General features: G+C 69.6%; 18 protein-coding genes. 10 read left to right on the top strand and 8 right to left on the bottom strand.

The features are described 5' to 3' along the window. Positions 1–60: 60 nt before the first annotated feature. Positions 61–552, top strand: a complete 492-nt coding sequence (locus PKF00_RS12575; protein WP_271217633.1) for a hypothetical protein — start codon at positions 61–63, stop codon at positions 550–552. A 160-nt stretch (positions 553–712) separates the two neighbouring features. On the opposite strand, the gene PKF00_RS12570 is transcribed toward PKF00_RS12575, so the two are convergent. Both PKF00_RS12570 and PKF00_RS12565 read right to left on the bottom strand, forming a co-directional pair. Further along, entirely contained in the window at positions 713–991 is a 279-nt protein-coding gene (locus PKF00_RS12570; protein WP_271217632.1) for a hypothetical protein, read from the bottom strand. A 280-nt stretch (positions 992–1,271) separates the two neighbouring features. After that, a complete protein-coding gene (locus PKF00_RS12565) occupies positions 1,272–1,871 on the bottom strand; it encodes a TetR/AcrR family transcriptional regulator (protein ID WP_271217631.1) in 600 nt (199 codons plus the stop codon). 151 nt (positions 1,872–2,022) lie between these two features. Between PKF00_RS12565 and PKF00_RS12560 the strand changes: the two genes are divergently transcribed. From PKF00_RS12560 to PKF00_RS12550, 3 genes are all read left to right on the top strand, one after another. Beyond that, on the top strand, positions 2,023–2,391 hold the full coding sequence (locus PKF00_RS12560; RefSeq protein ID WP_271217630.1) for an MFS transporter: 369 nt from the start codon (positions 2,023–2,025) through the stop codon (positions 2,389–2,391). A 247-nt stretch (positions 2,392–2,638) separates the two neighbouring features. Further along, positions 2,639–3,790, top strand: a complete 1,152-nt coding sequence (locus tag PKF00_RS12555; RefSeq protein ID WP_271217629.1) for an FAD-dependent oxidoreductase — start codon at positions 2,639–2,641, stop codon at positions 3,788–3,790. A gap of 229 nt (positions 3,791–4,019) precedes the next feature. After that, entirely contained in the window at positions 4,020–4,712 is a 693-nt protein-coding gene (locus PKF00_RS12550; protein WP_271217823.1) for a transposase family protein, read from the top strand. 165 nt (positions 4,713–4,877) lie between these two features. On the opposite strand, the gene PKF00_RS12545 is transcribed toward PKF00_RS12550, so the two are convergent. After that, positions 4,878–5,810 (bottom strand): NmrA/HSCARG family protein, encoded by a 933-nt coding sequence (locus PKF00_RS12545; protein WP_271217628.1) that lies wholly within the window; start codon positions 5,808–5,810, stop codon positions 4,878–4,880. Between the two features lie 94 nt (positions 5,811–5,904). Between PKF00_RS12545 and PKF00_RS12540 the strand changes: the two genes are divergently transcribed. Beyond that, the gene (locus tag PKF00_RS12540) at positions 5,905–6,462 is read left to right on the top strand and encodes a TetR/AcrR family transcriptional regulator (protein ID WP_271217627.1); all 558 of its coding nucleotides are present in this window, start codon (positions 5,905–5,907) and stop codon (positions 6,460–6,462) included. 201 nt (positions 6,463–6,663) lie between these two features. Further along, complete coding sequence (locus PKF00_RS12535) at positions 6,664–7,077, top strand: MarR family winged helix-turn-helix transcriptional regulator (protein ID WP_271217626.1); 414 nt, start codon at positions 6,664–6,666, stop codon at positions 7,075–7,077. Between the two features lie 91 nt (positions 7,078–7,168). Here PKF00_RS12535 and PKF00_RS12530 read toward each other — a convergent pair whose 3' ends face one another. Both PKF00_RS12530 and PKF00_RS12525 read right to left on the bottom strand, forming a co-directional pair. Next, positions 7,169–8,251: a lipocalin-like domain-containing protein gene (locus tag PKF00_RS12530; RefSeq protein ID WP_271217625.1), complete on the bottom strand. Its 1,083-nt coding sequence runs from the start codon at positions 8,249–8,251 to the stop codon at positions 7,169–7,171. A gap of 160 nt (positions 8,252–8,411) precedes the next feature. After that, entirely contained in the window at positions 8,412–8,828 is a 417-nt protein-coding gene (locus tag PKF00_RS12525; RefSeq protein WP_271217624.1) for a hypothetical protein, read from the bottom strand. A gap of 10 nt (positions 8,829–8,838) precedes the next feature. Here PKF00_RS12525 and PKF00_RS12520 point away from each other — a divergent pair, with 10 nt between their 5' ends. The 3 genes from PKF00_RS12520 (at position 8,839) to PKF00_RS12510 (ending at position 11,786) form a co-directional block, all read left to right on the top strand. Continuing rightward, positions 8,839–10,155 (top strand): aldo/keto reductase, encoded by a 1,317-nt coding sequence (locus tag PKF00_RS12520; RefSeq protein WP_271217623.1) that lies wholly within the window; start codon positions 8,839–8,841, stop codon positions 10,153–10,155. After that, on the top strand, positions 10,155–10,754 hold the full coding sequence (locus PKF00_RS12515; protein WP_271217622.1) for a TetR/AcrR family transcriptional regulator: 600 nt from the start codon (positions 10,155–10,157) through the stop codon (positions 10,752–10,754). The genes PKF00_RS12520 and PKF00_RS12515 overlap by 1 nt, the downstream gene beginning before the upstream one ends. 96 nt (positions 10,755–10,850) lie before the next feature. Continuing rightward, the gene (locus PKF00_RS12510) at positions 10,851–11,786 is read left to right on the top strand and encodes an NADP-dependent oxidoreductase (protein ID WP_271217621.1); all 936 of its coding nucleotides are present in this window, start codon (positions 10,851–10,853) and stop codon (positions 11,784–11,786) included. 550 nt (positions 11,787–12,336) lie between these two features. Here the strand turns inward: PKF00_RS12510 and PKF00_RS12505 are convergent. Genes PKF00_RS12505 through PKF00_RS12495 form a run of 3 tightly spaced genes read right to left on the bottom strand, consistent with a single transcriptional unit; the run spans position 12,337 to position 14,974 of the window. Further along, positions 12,337–13,356 (bottom strand): zinc-binding dehydrogenase, encoded by a 1,020-nt coding sequence (locus tag PKF00_RS12505; protein ID WP_271217620.1) that lies wholly within the window; start codon positions 13,354–13,356, stop codon positions 12,337–12,339. Next, positions 13,353–14,354, bottom strand: coding sequence for a Gfo/Idh/MocA family protein (locus PKF00_RS12500; RefSeq protein ID WP_271217619.1), 1,002 nt, complete (start codon positions 14,352–14,354; stop codon positions 13,353–13,355). Before PKF00_RS12500 ends, PKF00_RS12505 begins: the two co-directional genes overlap by 4 nt. Continuing rightward, positions 14,351–14,974: a polysaccharide deacetylase family protein gene (locus tag PKF00_RS12495; protein ID WP_271217618.1), complete on the bottom strand. Its 624-nt coding sequence runs from the start codon at positions 14,972–14,974 to the stop codon at positions 14,351–14,353. Before PKF00_RS12495 ends, PKF00_RS12500 begins: the two co-directional genes overlap by 4 nt. A 130-nt stretch (positions 14,975–15,104) precedes the next feature. Here PKF00_RS12495 and PKF00_RS12490 point away from each other — a divergent pair, with 130 nt between their 5' ends. After that, positions 15,105–15,875: a GntR family transcriptional regulator gene (locus PKF00_RS12490; protein ID WP_271217617.1), complete on the top strand. Its 771-nt coding sequence runs from the start codon at positions 15,105–15,107 to the stop codon at positions 15,873–15,875. Positions 15,876–15,937 lie beyond the last annotated feature (62 nt).

Genomic DNA, 15,937 nt, shown 5'->3' with positions numbered 1-15,937 from the left:
CAGAGGAAAAGTAGCTCTACCCAGAACCTTTACCGGCGTTTCGCGGTCAGACAGAACGTGATGAAGACGATGATCGGGGCCTCGCTCCTCGCCGGCTCACTGCTGGTCTCCGGCGCCACCGCGGCGAACGCCCAGACGAAGCCGACGCTGGGTACCCACGGTTATGGCGCAGTCAAGCTCGGCATGACCGTCAAGCAGGCCAAGACGACGGGAGACGTCGTCCAGAAGACGCCGGGCGGCAGCGGCGGCTGCTCCGGCTGGGACCTGAAGAAGTTCCCGACCCCCAAGGACTCGGTTGGCATTTACATCTCGCCGAAGGTGGGACTGGCCGCCATCTTCGCCGCGAAGGGCATGAGAACCCCGGAAGGCATCGAGATCGGCTCCACCGCCAAGCAGGTGAAGGCGGCCTACCCGCGCATCAAGAAAGACTTCCAGGGCTTCTACGTGATCAAGGTCCCCGGCAACAAGAGGGCCTACTACTTCTTCGACATCACGCGCGGCAAGGTCACCGAGTACGGCATCGCGCTCAACAAGCAGGACTGTTTCAACTAGCGGGGATGCCACTTCCGCAATACCGCCGAAACGGGCCGTGCCCTCCAGAGACCGCAGGCCAGATGGCGGGTACAGAGGCTGGCTTCTCCGCTGCCGTTCTCGCTGGCGGAAAAGCCAGCTTTTTGGCCTTCCGGTCCGCTGGCCGCGAAGACCGAGCGGGTCAGCCGATGGTCCGGCTCGGCTCGTCCAGCCACACCTGCTGCCCGTCGGGGGTGACGGTCATGCCGAACCGGCTGCGGCCTGGCTGGCCCCAGTTCACCCACTGGAAGTAGGCGTCGACGACCTCGTCCCAGACGGGCCGGTCGCCGTACCGGCGGACCTCGATGCCGCGTCTGCCTTGAGCCGTCGTGGCGGGGCACCGCCCGCAGCGCCTGCTCGACCGGCACCTCCAGACGGCCCAGGGAGGCGACCAGGCGCTCGAGCCTGCCAGCGATGTCACCGGAGAGGCCGGACACTGTTTTCCGCCGTCCTTGCCTCGCCCTCACTGGCATGGTCACCGGTGGCCTTACGGTTCTGGTCGGGATCGCAGACGACCTCCGGCAGGTCGAACTCCTTGTCCTGGGGCCCTTGCCGTCGCCGTGCTTTCCCACGCGCTTCTCCCCTCACTGACCCCGACACTCCATCGAACAAGCCCGGCGGGAAGGATGAAGATCTACCTGACGGCTGGGACATGTTCGGGAGCGAAGGGCCGTCCCGGGGTGGAGGGGCGAGCTCGTCGGCTACGGCTGGGGGGCGATGTCCTGCCAGCCGCGGTCGAGGAGGTCGAAGGCGCGGGTGATGGCTTCGCTGGCGTCGTGATGGCCACGCACAGAGCTGGGCGCTTCGAGGGCGAAGTGGGCCAGGGCGGTGCAGGCCGGGTCGTCGGCGGGCAGGCCGCTGTCCTCGGCGATGGCTTGGGCGAGGGAGGTGGTGTAGCGCAGCCAGATGGCCCGCTGGTAGTCGCTCAGTGCCGGGGTGCTGTTGATCAGGTCGAGGAAGGCCCGAAACTCGGGGGTGCTGTTGGCGCCGGCCCGCCGGAAGCGCAGAGCGTGCTCGCGTAGCGCGGCCGGGATCGACTGGCCGGAAGGGCGGTCGCGTACGGCCGCCAGCAGGCTCGTCTCGACGTCCTCGGCCTCGTCGAAGACAAGGGCCTCTTTGACGGGGAAGTGCTTGAACAGCGTGGTGGTGGACACATCGGCGGCGTCGGCGATCTCGCGGATGCCCACGTCGTCGTAGCCGCGCTCCAGGAACAGCCGCAGGGCGGCGTCGGCGATGGCCTGGCGGGTGGCGGCCTTCTTGCGCTCACGGCGCCCGATGGGAGCAGGGTTGTCATCAAGCATGAAAGCAACCTACACCACTTGTTGTTCAGATCTAAAAGTTGTCGTGTTGCACTTTTGAATCTGGTGTGGTTATCTCGGTGCGGCGGTCGGCAGGAGCACCTGCGGCCCTTGCCCCTCTACCAAAGCCCCTGAGAATAGGGAGTGATCCGCCATGCCCGGAACCGTCCCCGAGCCCGCCTCGGGGCCCGCCGCGGTGCCGAAGAACGTGCGGTGGGTGATGCTCGGCGTCATGCTCGGCACCGGCCTGTACCTGCCACTGTTTCAGCAGACGGTGCAGGGCACCTCGGCGGCCAACATGGCGCTGGTGGGTGCCGGACTCGGCTTCGCCATGCAAATGGCCGGCACCATCGCCCAAAACAGCGTCTCGCTGCGCGACATGGGCGCCGCCATGAGCTCGGTCAACCTCTTCCGCAGCCTGGGCGGCTCTCTCGGCGTCGCCGTCTTTGGCTCCCTGTTCACCCGCGCCGTCCAGGGGCACCTGCCCGCAGGCGGCACCGACCTCGACACCACGGCCCTGTAACAGCTGCCCGCGACCGCCAGGGACGCCTACTTCCAGGCGGTCTCCACCGGCACCAGCCACATCTTCTTCGCCGGCGCCGTCCTGTGCGCCGTCGCCGTGGTGGCCGCGCTGTTCATCGTCGAAGCGCCGCTCGGCAAGGCCGCCCCGCCGTCGGCCTCCGACGACGCCCCCGCCACCGCACGGACCTGAACCCCTCTTCTCCCATCACCACCGGCTGCCAGGCCGGGCCACGAAACGGAGCACCACCATGCACGCACCCCGCATCGCCATCATCGGTGCCGGCCCCGGCGGCCTGACCTGCGCGACCATCCTGCAAAAGCACGGCATCGCCGTGACCGTCTACGAAGCCGATGCCGCCGCGGGCGTCCGCAACCAGGGCGGCAGCCTGGACCTGCACACCGACAGCGGCCAGCTCGCCCTCAAGGAGGCCGGCCTGCTGGAGAGTTTCTTCGCCCTCAGCCGCCCCGAAGGCCAGGAAATGCGCCAGTACAACGCGGCCTCGGGAGAGCTCGGCTTCCACCACGTCCCCGACGAAGACGAGGCCCACCACCCCGAGATCGAGCGCGGCGTGCTGCGCAACATGCTGCTGGACTCCCTCACCCCCGGCACCGTCCAGTGGGGCCACGCCCTGCGGGTCGTCGAAGGCCCCTCCGACGGCCCGCGCCTGCTGCGCTTCACCGACGGCACCACCATCGAAGCCGACCTCGTCATCGGCGCCGACGGCGCCTGGTCCCCGGTCCGCGCCGCGATCTCGGCCGCCCTCCCGCAGTACACCGGCATCACCTTCGTCGAGGCCTGGTTCCACGACGCCGACACCCAGCACCCCGACATCGCCGAGTTCGTCGGCAACGGCAGCGCCGTCGCCGGCGACGGCGAGCGCGGCATGTTCGCCCAGCACAACGGCGGCGGCCACATCCGCGTCTACCTCATCCAGCGCCTCGCCCTCGACTGGCTCGCCCAGGCCGGCCTCACCCACGACGACACCGAAGGCATCCGCGCCTTCCTGCTGGACGCCTACCGCGACTGGGCGCCCGGCCTGCGCCGCATCATCACCGACAACGACGGCCTCTACCTCCAGCGCCCCATCAACGCCCTGCCCGTCCCGCACACCTGGGAGCCCAACCCCACCATCACCCTGCTGGGCGACGCCGCCCACCTCATGCCCCCGCTCGGGCTCGGCGTCAACCTCGCCATGCTCGACGCCCTCGAACTCGCCCTCGCCCTCGCCCACAACCCCGCCATCGACGACGCCCTGCGCGCGTACGAGAAGACTATGATCCCCCGCTCCCACCAGATGCAGAGCGAACTCGACGGACGCGCCGCCGACCTCATGGCCGACAACCCCTTCAACGCCGAGGACCTGCAAGGCCACCTCAACGCACAGAACAACCAACCCTGACCGCCAGCGACGCCATCGGCCAGCCCGATGTCGCCGCCACGCCCCTGAACAAGCCGCGCCGCGTCCCTCCCCCAGAGGGACGACGGTCCGCGCGACTCTCGCCGAACGGCCACCTGGGCCTGCTCAGCGCCCCTGCGGATCACGTCCGGCCGCAACCCCGCGCCCGAATCGTGCGTGGGCGAAGCGAAACGGCCCAGCCCCTCCGGCTTGCGTCAACACCTCATATCAGCTGTCCAATCACAGCCTGATCCGCGTCCGGCGGGCCGAACGGCGCTGCCGGTGGCGGCGCCTGGATGCGGCCCGGCAAGCCCTGCTGGTGCTGGCCCGCCTGCGCAATGGCGACACCTACGCGCGTCTGGCCGCGGGGTTCGCCCTCGGCACCAGCACCGCCTGGCGCTACGTCCGCGAGGCGGTTGACCTGCTCGCCACACTTGCCGATGATGTCACCGCCGCCGTCCTACGCGCCTGCCGGCTGGCCGACGAGCGGCCGTACTACTCCGGAAAACACAAACGCCACGGTATGAACGCCCAGGTCTTGGCCGACCCGGCGGGCAGGCCGGCGTGGGCCTCGCCCGCCCTGCCGGGCGCGACCCACGACCTGACCGCGGCACGCACCACTGGCCTGATCGACGCCCTGACCACCGCGAAGGTGAACACCTTCGCCGACAAGGGGTACCAGGGCGCAGGCGGCACGATCCGCACGCCGTTCAAGCGCCACCGGCTCTGCCCGCCGCTGTCGCGTCACCAGCGATCGGCCAGCCGTGCTCACGCCCGCGTCCGCGTCCGCGGCGAACGCGCCGTTGCCACCTTGAAGACCTGGAAGGTTCTGGCCCGGCTGCGCTGCTGTGCGCACCACACCACCCCGATCGTGCAGGCCATTCTCGTCCTGCAGCTCATCGAAGAGGGCCGCTGCTCAGGATGAAAAGCGGTCAATGATCACGGTCCGTTGTGGTCATCCGGATGAGGGCGTCCGGCGGCCGCGATGTCCAAGATGGTCACGGCCGCGCGCGCCGCGCGTGATCCGATGCGCGGCGACGGCGAGGCCACCGACGCCGGGCAGGCCCTCGTCCAGACCACGGCTCCGAGGTCAACTCCCGTTCGAGCCGGAGGGCCGACCACGCAGGGCGGTCTGCGCCCACTGGTGGAAGGCGGTCAGCGGTATCCCCAAGTTTGCCGCGAATTCGGGACGCGCCGGTGCGGGATGTGCACTCATATACCGCTGCGCCAGGAAGAGCTCGGTCACAAGGCCGTTTGCGCGAGCGTGTTCCGGGCTGGCCGGAAGCTCGATCGTCGCCCCGAGAACCTCGGACAGGACCCGTGCGGCGGTGCGAAAGCTCAGAACGTCACCGGCCAGTTCGAGTTCGACGCCGTGAAAACGCCGAGGTTCCGCAAATGCCGCAGCAGCGGCCGCTCCAATGTCGTCGACTGCGACGAAGGGAAGCCGAACATCGGGATCGACCGCGACGAGGAGCCGATCCGAAGTCATGCCCGCGAAATAGAACGACGGACGGATGAAGTTCTCCATGAACGTGGCCGGTCGCAGGATCGTCCACTGGGGGAAACCGACGGCGCGCACGAGGTCCTCGATCGCGGCTTTGCTGCGCCAGTAGTGCAGCATGTGCGTACCCCAGCGCTGCTCGTCGAAGCGTTCGACGTCGACGGTGCCCGCGCCCGACACTGAGGTGTGCACGAAGTGCTCGGCGCCCGCCGCCCGGGCGGTCTCGACGAGGTTTCGCCCGCGTCGGACCTCGGAATCGCCCACCAGGTCAGTGGCATCAGGTGTCTGCACCGAGAACACCGCACGGGCACCGTCGAGCGCCGCCTTCAGCGACGCCACGTCGTCGAGGTCGCCGCGCACAAGGACGGCCCCCAGAGCGCCGAGGGCAGCGGCGCTCTCGGTGTCGGGGTCTCGCACCAGCGCGTGAACCGGGACATCGGAGCGGAGCAGCGCGCGGGCCACGGCGCCTCCCTGCTTGCCGGTCGCTCCAACGACCAGCACGAACGATGACGATTCAGGCACGGCAATCCTCCGCAACTCAAAATGGGGCCCCACCCCGTTTGGTGTCCGCTACGATATGGGGGCCCCCTCCGTTTGTCAATGAGAGGTTGTACCAATGGCGAACCCCAAGGCCGGACCGCAGCGGTCGGACTGGCAACGCAACCATGAGCGGCTCGTCGCGACGGCCGCGGCCCTCGTCGCCCGCGACGGGGCCCAGGTCTCCCTCGAGGAGATCGCCCGTGAGGCCGGCGTGGGCTCCGCCACCTTGCACCGACACTTCGCCTCCCGCCAGGTGTTGCTCGAGGAGGTCTTTCGCGATGAGGTCGAGCGTCTTCGCCGGCGAGCCGGCGAACTGGCCGGCGGTGACCCCCGGACGGGACTCGTGACCTGGCTGGAAGAACTGACGACCTCCGCTGCGAACACCCGCGGCCTGCCTGCTTCGCTGGCCGCCGGGGCGGACGTCGACTCCCCCGACGGCGACACCTGCCATGGCATCGTGCGGGAGGCAACCGTGGTCCTGGTGAATCGTGCCTTCGCGGTGGCCGCCGTCCGTCCCGAAGTCTCCCCGGATGATCTGCTCACCCTGGTAGAGGCGGTTTCTCGGGCCACCGAGGGTGATCCGCTGACGGCACGCCGCTTGCTTCGCCTCGCCCTCGATGGCATATGTCCCTAAGCATCCCGGCGAGGCCCGGCTTCTCCACCTTGCCGCCGCCCTGCACAGCCCGGCGAGCGTCCGCGCACCGGTGGTTCAGGGTTGTCCGGCGAGGGAAAGGACGCTCCTTGGAACAGGTGCGGCGTTGCCCGGCGCGAAAAGGGCAAGCCGGACCCCCCTCCATTAGTTTGTAATACAAAGCATGACGGGTAGCGTGGGCACATGACTTCCGACGCCCTCGTGGATGCCCTCGTCCGCAGCTCCTTCCAGGTGGTGGGCGTGCTCACCCGCATCGGAGCCGAACGCGACCTCTCCCTCACCCAGCTGCGGGTGCTGGGCATCCTCCGCGACCGCCGCTCGCGCATGACCGAGCTCGCCGCGTTCCTCGGCCTGGACAAATCAACCCTGTCCGGCCTCGTCGACCGTGCCGAGCGCCGAGGGCTGGTGGCCAGGGGTAAGAACCCCCACGACCGCCGCGTGGTTGATGTGTTTCTCACCCCTGCCGGCCTGGAACTGGCAGAGCAGGTGTACGACGAGGTCTGGCGCGCCCTGGCACCCATGACAGACCAGCTCGACCCGCAGGACCGCGGCCGACTCGTCCAGCTGCTGCACGCTGCCCTGAATCTCCCCGGCTGAAGCGGTCCTCTCCCAATGGCTCACCCCGGGATCGATATTCGATCCCGGGGTGATGCCGGATCGTGTCAGGCGAGAATGGCTTCGCCGGTGATCAGGAGTTCCACTCGCCGGTCATCTCGACGTAGTTCTCGCCCCGGACCTTCTTGCCGTTGTGCACACCGGTGAACGCCACCGTGGCCTCCAGGTAGCCGCTCCCGTCAGGAGTCTCGATCTCCTGGTCCGGATTTCCGGTGACCCGCACGTCGAGCTCGGTGCGCAGTGCGGGAATGCGGATGCGCCAGCGAGTGGGATACCTCTGGCCGGTGGCCGGACTGGTCCACTGCCGGGAGGCGCCCTGCGCGAGCGGCTCGACGTCGACCACGTCGTAGGAGCCGTCCGGGTGGAGGACCGTCGCCCAGCTGTTCTTGGACTTGGCGCCGACCGTGTCCCAGAGGGCGACCTTGTCACCATTGGGCATGCTGAGGTTCATCCACGTCCACCGGGTCAGCGACCTCGGCATCTCACCCCATTGCCTGTCCAGCCATGAGGTTCCCCTGACCTCGTGCTTCTTGCCTTCGACGACGAGCGTTCCGGACGTCCGCATCTCCGGGAGCGCGAACTCGTAGTTCGGCACGCCGTCGGCCAGGTGGAAAACACCGGTCGAGGCGTAGTTCATGGCGGGGCCGGTGGGCGCCAGCTGGACGTCGAGAGAGCCCCAGGGCGTCTCGACCTGCACCGACTGGCGGACGGAGTCACCCGTCCAGCTCAGCCCCGGCGCCTTGATGTCGAGCTTGCCCTGGCTCCACCGGTAGTCCTTCGGCTCGACCATCGCGGCGTAGTCCTTGTACCACCCGGTGGTCTTGTTGATCACCGAGAACGTCCAGCGGTACGCGGCCTGGTCCCTGTTCGGCAGGATGCGTGTGTGAACCTGAAGACCGAAGTCCTGGCCGTTCGCCTGCACCGAACTGGTGAAGTAGATCGAGTCGAACCAGGTCAGCTCGGGCCCGGGCGCGTGCCGTCCCAGGTCGGCCACGGGGTCGACCACGGCGGGGATCCCTGACGTGGTGGAGGGGGCGGCCGGTTTTGCGGACGGGTCGGCCGCCTGGGCCGAAGAGCTGGCGAACGTGCACAACGCCAGAGCCGCTGCCGTGGTGACCAGAGCTGCCGCCCGGCCCTTGGTCCGGATTGCGGGCATGAGGATTCCTCCTTGCATCAAGGGTGGACGGGATCGTCGCTCACCCGTCGGCGCCGACCGGCGAAGCCGCAGACGATCACCGCCGCCGCGGAGTCGCCCCTGGCCGGGACATTGGTTTGTATTACCAATGACTTCATAATGGTTGGTAATACAAACAATGTCAAGCGTGCCCGGCGCGGTGCGGTTCTCTCGCCTGGCGGCTCGTCCCTCCGCCGTCGGGCACCTTGTGTTTGACGGGCGGCCTGTGCGGTGACGCGTTCGACGGCTGGGCGGCGACGCCGGGCCGGTCGAGGTAAACGCAGTGGCCACTGTTCGAGGCCGTGCTCAGCCTGCTGCCGCTGGACAGGGCCGGCCGCTTGCGCCGGCCCGCGGCCCACGCCTGCTCCAGGCGTGGCCCGTACTCGGGAACAGCCTCCAGGTACGGCTTTCCGTGCTGGACCACCTCCATCGGGATGTCTCCGGAGGAACACACCTCGCCGTCGGCGATGACAAGCCTCTCTGGGTTCTGGCCCTGGAAGATCGCAAGGTTCTGGGCGCGCACCTCGGCCACCGGGCCCTCGGCGGACTCGAGGATCATCGTCGGTCCCGTGGGCCACCGTGTTGAACGCGGAATCGAATCGCTCGCGCCCGACCTTGCCGACCAGGGTGGTGAGGTACTTCAGTTGCTTGTCGGTGGTCGGCTCCGGCGCCACTTCGAGCCGAGGGCGAGCACCGGCCATCGCACCGTCCTGTCGCCGCAACGGCCCTCCTCCAGCCCGGTGCCCGGGAACGACCGCGCCGACCGGCTGTTGCGCCAGGAGCTCGAAGAGGCTGCCACACTCTGGACCCGTAACGACCAAGGTGTCAGGTTACAAATTTTGACATCTGTTACCAGCCTGCTTAGTGTTTCTCGTATGGAGCAGAGAACACTCGGCGCCGACGTCTGTGTGGGGGCGGTCGGGCTCGGTTGCGCAGGCATGTCCGGCGCGTACGGACGCAGCGCCGACGAGCAGAGCATCGCGACGTTTCGCAACGCGCTCGACGCCGGGATCACGTTCATCGACACGGCCGACCACTACGGGATGGGGCACAACGAGACGCTCATCGGGCAGGCGCTGCGACCCGCCGATCGCGACCGCGCCGTGGTGAGCGTGAAGTTCGGCGCGTTGTTCGGTGTGGACGGCAGCGTGCGCGGCATCAACGGCCGACCGGACGCGATCCCGAACTTCCTGGGCTACTCACTGCAGCGGCTGGGCACCGATTACGTGGACATCTATCGCCCGGCCAGGCTGGATCCCGTTGTCCCGATCGAGGAGACCGTCGGCGCCGTCGCCGAGATGGTGCAGAAGGGCTACGTGCGCGGCATCGGACTGTCCGAGGTCGGCGCCGAGACGATCCGCCGCGCCCACGCCGTGCACCCGATCACCGACGTCCAGATCGAGTACTCACTGTTCAGCCGCGATGTCGAAGACGAGATCCTGCCCACCTGCCGCGAGCTAGGCATCGGCGTCACCGCCTACGGGGTGCTCGCTCAAGGAATGCTGACCGGGACGTGGCGACCGTCGGCCGGCGACGCGCGGCATCGCGGGCACCTGCCCCGCTTCGCCGCCGGCAACATCGAGACCAACCTCGCGTTGGTCGAGCGGCTGCGGGAGATCGCCACCTCCCGCAGCGCCACGGTCGCACAGCTCGCGATCGCGTGGGTGCTCGCGCAGGGTCGCGTGCACCGGGACATCGTCGCGTTGGTCGGGGCCAGCCGACCGCGCAGCATCGCCGAGGCGGTGGACGCCGCAGGCCTGCGGCTGACCGAGGACGACCTGGACGCGATTGAGCAGGCCGTTCCCCGAGGGGCGGTCGCAGGAGAACGCTACGCCCCCGCCCTGCTCGCGCTACTGGACAGCGAGCGAACGGGCGGCAGGCGCTGATGCCTGCCCGAACCCCGCTGGATGCAAACGCCGTCCTGGCAGCCACCGAGGAGATCCTGCGGCGCCACGGACCGGACAAGGCAACGGTCGTCGACGTCGCCCGGGCACTCGGGGTCAGCCACGCCGCCGTCTACAAGCACTTCCCCTCCAAGCAGGCGCTGCGCGAGGCCGTGACCCGGCGCTGGCTCGACCGCAACCGCGACGCCCTCGCCGTCATCGCCGCAGACAGCGCGGCTCCGCCAGCGCAGCGACTGCGTACCTGGCTGCACGCCGTCCTGGCCGTGAAGCAGGCCAAGATTCGCCAGGACCCGGAGCTGTTCGCCGCCTATGGAATCCTCGCGGCCGCACACAGCAGCGTCGCCACCGACCACGTCGCCGACCTCTTGGGCCAGCTGACGGCCATCATCGCTGACGGCGCCGCCGACGGCAGCCTCCGCACCGACGACGCGGAGGCCACCGCCCGCGTGGTCTTCAACGCCACTGCCAAGTTCAACCACCTCGCCCACGCGGCCGAATGGCAGAACCCCGGCGTCGGCGCCGAGCTCGACGAGGTGTGCAACCTGCTGCTCGAGGGTCTTCGCGCCCCCACATCGCCGTAGCCGAACCGGGCCGATCACACGCCGCGACTCGTCAGCGGCACGGTCGGCCCTGCCCATCGCCACCCAGACGGCAACGCATAAGGAGTACGAACGACCATGGTTCAAGCAATCGGAGTGACGCAGCCAGGCGGACCGGACGCTCTCGGCGAGTTCGACCTGGTAGCCGAACCGATCGGTCCCGGTCAGGTCAGGATCCGGGTGAGCAGCGCCACGGTGAACCCGACCGACACGATGATCCGTTCTCGTCCGCGGCAGGATGAGGCGGACGCGGTGCGGGTGCCGGGCATGGAGGTCGCCGGCGTGATCACCGAGATCGGCCCCGCCGTCGACCGCCCGTTCGCGATCGGGGACGCCGTCATGGCCATCGTGGTGCCCTCAGGTGCGCACGGCGGCTACCGGGCAGACCTCGTCGTGTCGGCACGCTCGGTCGCGAAGATCCCGGCCGGGCTCTCGGACGTTCAGGCCGCCACCATCCCGATGAACGGGCTCACCGCCCGGCTCGCACTCGACACGCTGGCGCTCCCGTCCGGCGCGACGGTCGCCGTCACCGGCGCCGCCGGCACCGTCGGCGGGTACTTCGTCCAGCTCGCCAAGCAGGCCGGGCTGGTCGTCGTCGCCGACGCCGCCCGGCAGGACGAGACCTTCGTCCGCGAGTGCGGAGCCGACGAGGTTGTGCCGCGGGGAGACGACTTCGCCGCAATGGTCCGCCGCCACCACCCGGGCGGCGTCGACGGGCTCGTCGACGCCGCCGTGCTGGAGGCCGCCGTGCTCCCTGCCGTCAAGGACGGCGGCGCCGTTGTCACCCTCCGCGGTTACCAGGGTGACGGGACCGACCGGGTCCGCGTCACCCCGATCTTCGTCCGCGACTACGTCGAGGCCGCGGCCGAGCTCGACCGGCTCGCCGAGCTCGCCGGTGAAGGACGGCTCACCGTCCGCGTGGCCGGTCAACTGCCGGCTTCCCGAGCCGGTGACGCGCATCGCTCGCTCGAACGGCGCGGCGTTCGCGGGCGGTTCGTCCTGCGGTTCGGCTGATCGATCCTCGCGGAGGGCTGCACATGACTCCTGAAAGCGCCGTCACCACCGGAGAAGCCGTCGCCGCCGTCGAACCACGAAGGGCGACCGAGACGAACCTGCTGCTTGTGCAGCGGTGACAGCGCCCGTGGGGCGGCCATGCGGATCTCGTCCATGGCGTTGAAGACGTCCATGGATGCATCAGCCTCAATTCCGTCGCGGGCCGTGCGGGCTAGCGTGTGGCCGAGATTGCAGGACCGGCCGGCGTGCGCAAGGCCATTGACTGTGTCGCGGGCCGCGTGGGTGCCCAGGTGTCACAGGCACTGGCGCCGGGAGGAGAGGTCGTGGTCTACGGCGCGCTCTCCCCCATTGGCAGACCGACCCGGCAGCGCTGACGATCCCGCTGCCGGCACGCTCGGTTATCTACGAGACCAAAGCAGTCCGTGGCTTCTGGCTGAACCGCTGGTTCGGCACTGCCTCACCTGCGGATGCGCTGCGCGCGCTGTCCGAGGTTCGCAGTCTCGTCGCTGGTGAAGTTACGTGCCGCCGCCGACAACCACGATCTTGACGGTCACTGTCCCTCCTTCGTGTCGGCCCAGTCGAAGCAGAGCGCTCCAGCCGGTGCGCCGCCGTCTCGCAGGCGTGCGTAGGTGGATTCCGCATCCATGGGGGACACCCGCTCGGAGATCATTCCGGCGGTTCGGAACGTTCCGGAGGCGAGGCGGCGGAAGTACAACCCGGTCACCGCGTCGCGGTTGAGCGGGCCGGCTGACGGGTCGTCGGAGACGAGGTCGGCGTGCGCCCCGAGGATGGTCAGCGAGTCGCTGACCACGCCGGGGCCGAGCATCTGCCGGGACGGCGTGGGCGTGTCGCCGAGCAGGACGACACGGCCCAGCGTGCGGGCCAGCCGTACCGCCTGGGAGAGCACGGCGGGGTTGCCGGTGACGTCGAAGACCACGTCGGCGAGCCGGCCGCCGGTCAAATCGGCGACGGCGGCGCGGGCGTCGGCCGCGGTGGCCGCGAGCAGGTCGCTCGCGCCGCTCGTTCGCGCCAGGTCGAGCCGCCTGGCATCGGTGTCGACGGCGACGACGCGGGAGGCTCCGTGCGCGACCGCGTACTGGACGACCAGCTGACCCACCGGGCCAAGTCCCAGGACCACGACGGTCTCGCCCAGGGTGATCGCGGCTCTGGCGGCACCCGCCGCCGCGGTGACGACGAGGGGGACCCACACCGCCTCCTCGTCCGTCACGCTGCCGGGCAGCAGCCGGGCCTCGCGTTCGGTGAGTGTGACCAGCTCCTGGTGGGGTGCGTAGCTTTGCACCCGGTCACCAGGCCGCAACGTCGTGACGCCTTCGCCGACCGCCTCCACGACCCCGGCCATGCTGTACCCGGGCCGAAACGGGTAACGCACCCACTCCTCCCAGTTGGTGTCCGGGTCGAACTCGCCGCGCAGGCAGGCCAGCTCGGTGCCGGGACTGATCAGCGACAGCGTGGTGCGGCACAGCACTTCGCCAAGGCCCGGAGGAGCGACGTCCTCACGCGCCACTCGCACCTCGCCCGGTTTCGGGAACTCCACGAACAACGACCTCATCGGTCCCTCCCAAGGTGTACGACCTGCCCGCGGGCCGCGCTCTGGTATGCCGCCTCGATGATCCGCATCGAGGTGACGCCGTGCGCTGCGCCGGGCGAGGGGTCGGCCCCGGCCAGGGTGTCCAGGAACGCACGCATCTGGGTGTCGTACCTGCGCTGGAGCGCCGCTTCGGTGAGCTCGCCGGGAAACGTCTCCGCACTCCGCTGTCCGGCCCGTACCAGCGTGCCGGGGAAGGTCTGCGCGTACGCCTCGGTGCCGGACACGCGCACGCTCCCCGTCGGGCCCGGCGCGTGCGGATGCCACCAGCCCGCCTCCACTCCGGAGGTGACCCCGTTCTCCCAGACGATCGTGAGGATCGCGGTGTCGTCGACCGGCAGGTCGCGGTAGTGCGTCCCGCAGTGCGCGCTCACGCTGACGGGCCGGGGGTCGCCGAGGACGTGGCGGGTGACGTCGATGGCGTGGACGCCGAGGTCCATGAGCGCGCCGCCGCCCGCCAGCGCCGGGTCGGTGAACCAGCCCTCGGGGCCGAACCCGGCGTGGACGGCGTACGCGGTGGTGTGGACGGGCCTGCCGAGCGTCCCGTCGTGCACCAGGTCGCGCAGCCAGCCGACCTGCTCGTCGAAACGCAGGCAGTGGGCGAGCATCACTCGGGCACGCGGGCTTTCCGCGGCGGTGATGGCCAGGGATTCGGCGACGCTCAGCGCCATCGGCTTCTCCAGCAGCACGGAGACCCCGGCCCGCAGCGCCTTGACCGTCTGCTCGACGTGCAGGGAGTTGGGCGTGGCCACGATGAGGCCGTCCACGTCACCGTCCGTCAGGAGGCGGTCGAGATCGAGGTAGCGGCGGGCGATGCCGTACCGCTGCGACAGGGCGTCGAGGGACTCCCGCCGGTGGTTGACCGCGGCGACCAGTGCGGCCCCGGCACTCGCGGCGGCGCGTGCGTGATAGTCGGCGATGTAGCCGGTCCCGGCGATGGCCAGGCGCGGTGGGTGGTTCACGAAAGTTCGTCCATGCGAACGAAGCGGGCGCCGGCCGCGCGCAGACCGTCGATGACCAGCGGCAGGGCACGGCCGGTGGCCCTGCTCCATGGATGGAACAGCACCACGGCGCCGTCGCCGTGCGCGGTGGCCTCCTCGATGACCAGGCGGGCGACGCCCGGCCCGGTGGCCTTGCCGCGCCAGTCGAACGGGTCCACGTGCCAGCTCGTCTCCCGGTAACCGATCCGGTCCAGCGCGGACCGGATCGCCGGGTCCTCGCTGCCGTCGCCGAACGGGCAGCGGAACCAGGGGCGCGGGTCGTGGCCGGTGGCGCGGCGGATGGCGCGTTCGGCGAGCCGTACGTCCTGGTCGAAGGCCTTGGGCGACAGCCAGCTCATCGGCGCGTGGTGGTGGGAGTGGTTGCCGATCAGGTGCCCGTGGTCGGCCAGGTCTCTGGCCAGCGAGGGGTTCGCCTGCGCCCAGCGCCCCTGGATGAACATGGTCGCCACGACCTTGCGATCGGTGAGCGTTTCGAGCACGTGCCGGGTGCCGTCCGGGTGGGCGGGCTGGTCGCCGTGCTCGACGTCGAAGGTCAGCGCCACTCGCCAGGGCGCCGGTTGGATCCGGGGTGACCGCGTCACGCCTTTACCTGCCTCTGATTCGGGGGGGCCGCCTTGACAGAGCTTGACAGAGGTAGCGGCTGTGATCAGTATTGCTGACAACATTATTAGCAATCAACTGCTTGGCAGGATAGAAGGAAGCGAACACTCGATGGCCCGCTATCGGCTCGAGGCCGGTCCGACCCCCCTCCACCACCAGGTCTACCTGGACCTGAGCGCCGCGCTCAACGAGGGGGAATGGCAGGTGGGAGACCGCTTGCCACCGGAAAGAGAGCTGGCCCGCCGCTACGGATGCAGCCTCATCCCGGTACGGCGGGCCCTGGACGAGCTGGCCCGCGAGGGCCGCGTGGAGCGCATCCGCGGACGCGGCACGTTCGTCCTGCACTCCCGGCTGGAGGTCGACCTGGGCACCAGTCAGAGCTTCGCCGACCTCATGCACATGCACGGCATGGACCCGGCTACCAGGCTGGTCAAGTCCGGGATCGAGACGCCGGGAGAGATGGTCGCCGCCGCACTGGCTCTGGCCGCCGGCGCGCAGGTCGTCTACCTTGAGCGCCTGCGCATCGCCAACGGCGAGCCGCTGATCCTGGAGCAGGTCTACCTGCCGGCCGACCCCTTCGCCGGGCTGCTCGACCATGATCTTGAGCGCAACTCCCTCTACAGCCTGCTGGGCGAGCACTACGGGGCCAGGATCGTGCGCGCCCACGAGGTCATCGAGCCGGTACGGCTGCGCGCCCACGAGGCCCGCCTGCTCGACCAGCCGGTGGAACGCCCCGCCATGCTCGTCGAGGGGACCGCCTTCGGCCCCGGCGACGAGCCCATCGAGTTCACCCGCAGCTACGTGAGAGGCGACAGAGCCCGCCTCTCCTTCGAGCTCTCCATCGCCCGCCCCCCGGGCTCCAGCCTCGGAAGAGACATGTGAAACAGAGCCCGTCTCTCCCCTGAACTCTCCATCGCCCACCCCCCGGACCCCCCAGCCTCGGG

The sequence above is a fragment of the Streptosporangium carneum genome (assembly GCF_027922005.1).
Lineage (GTDB): Bacteria > Actinomycetota > Actinomycetes > Streptosporangiales > Streptosporangiaceae > Streptosporangium > Streptosporangium carneum.
This window is presented reverse-complemented; position numbering and strand designations above follow the sequence as displayed.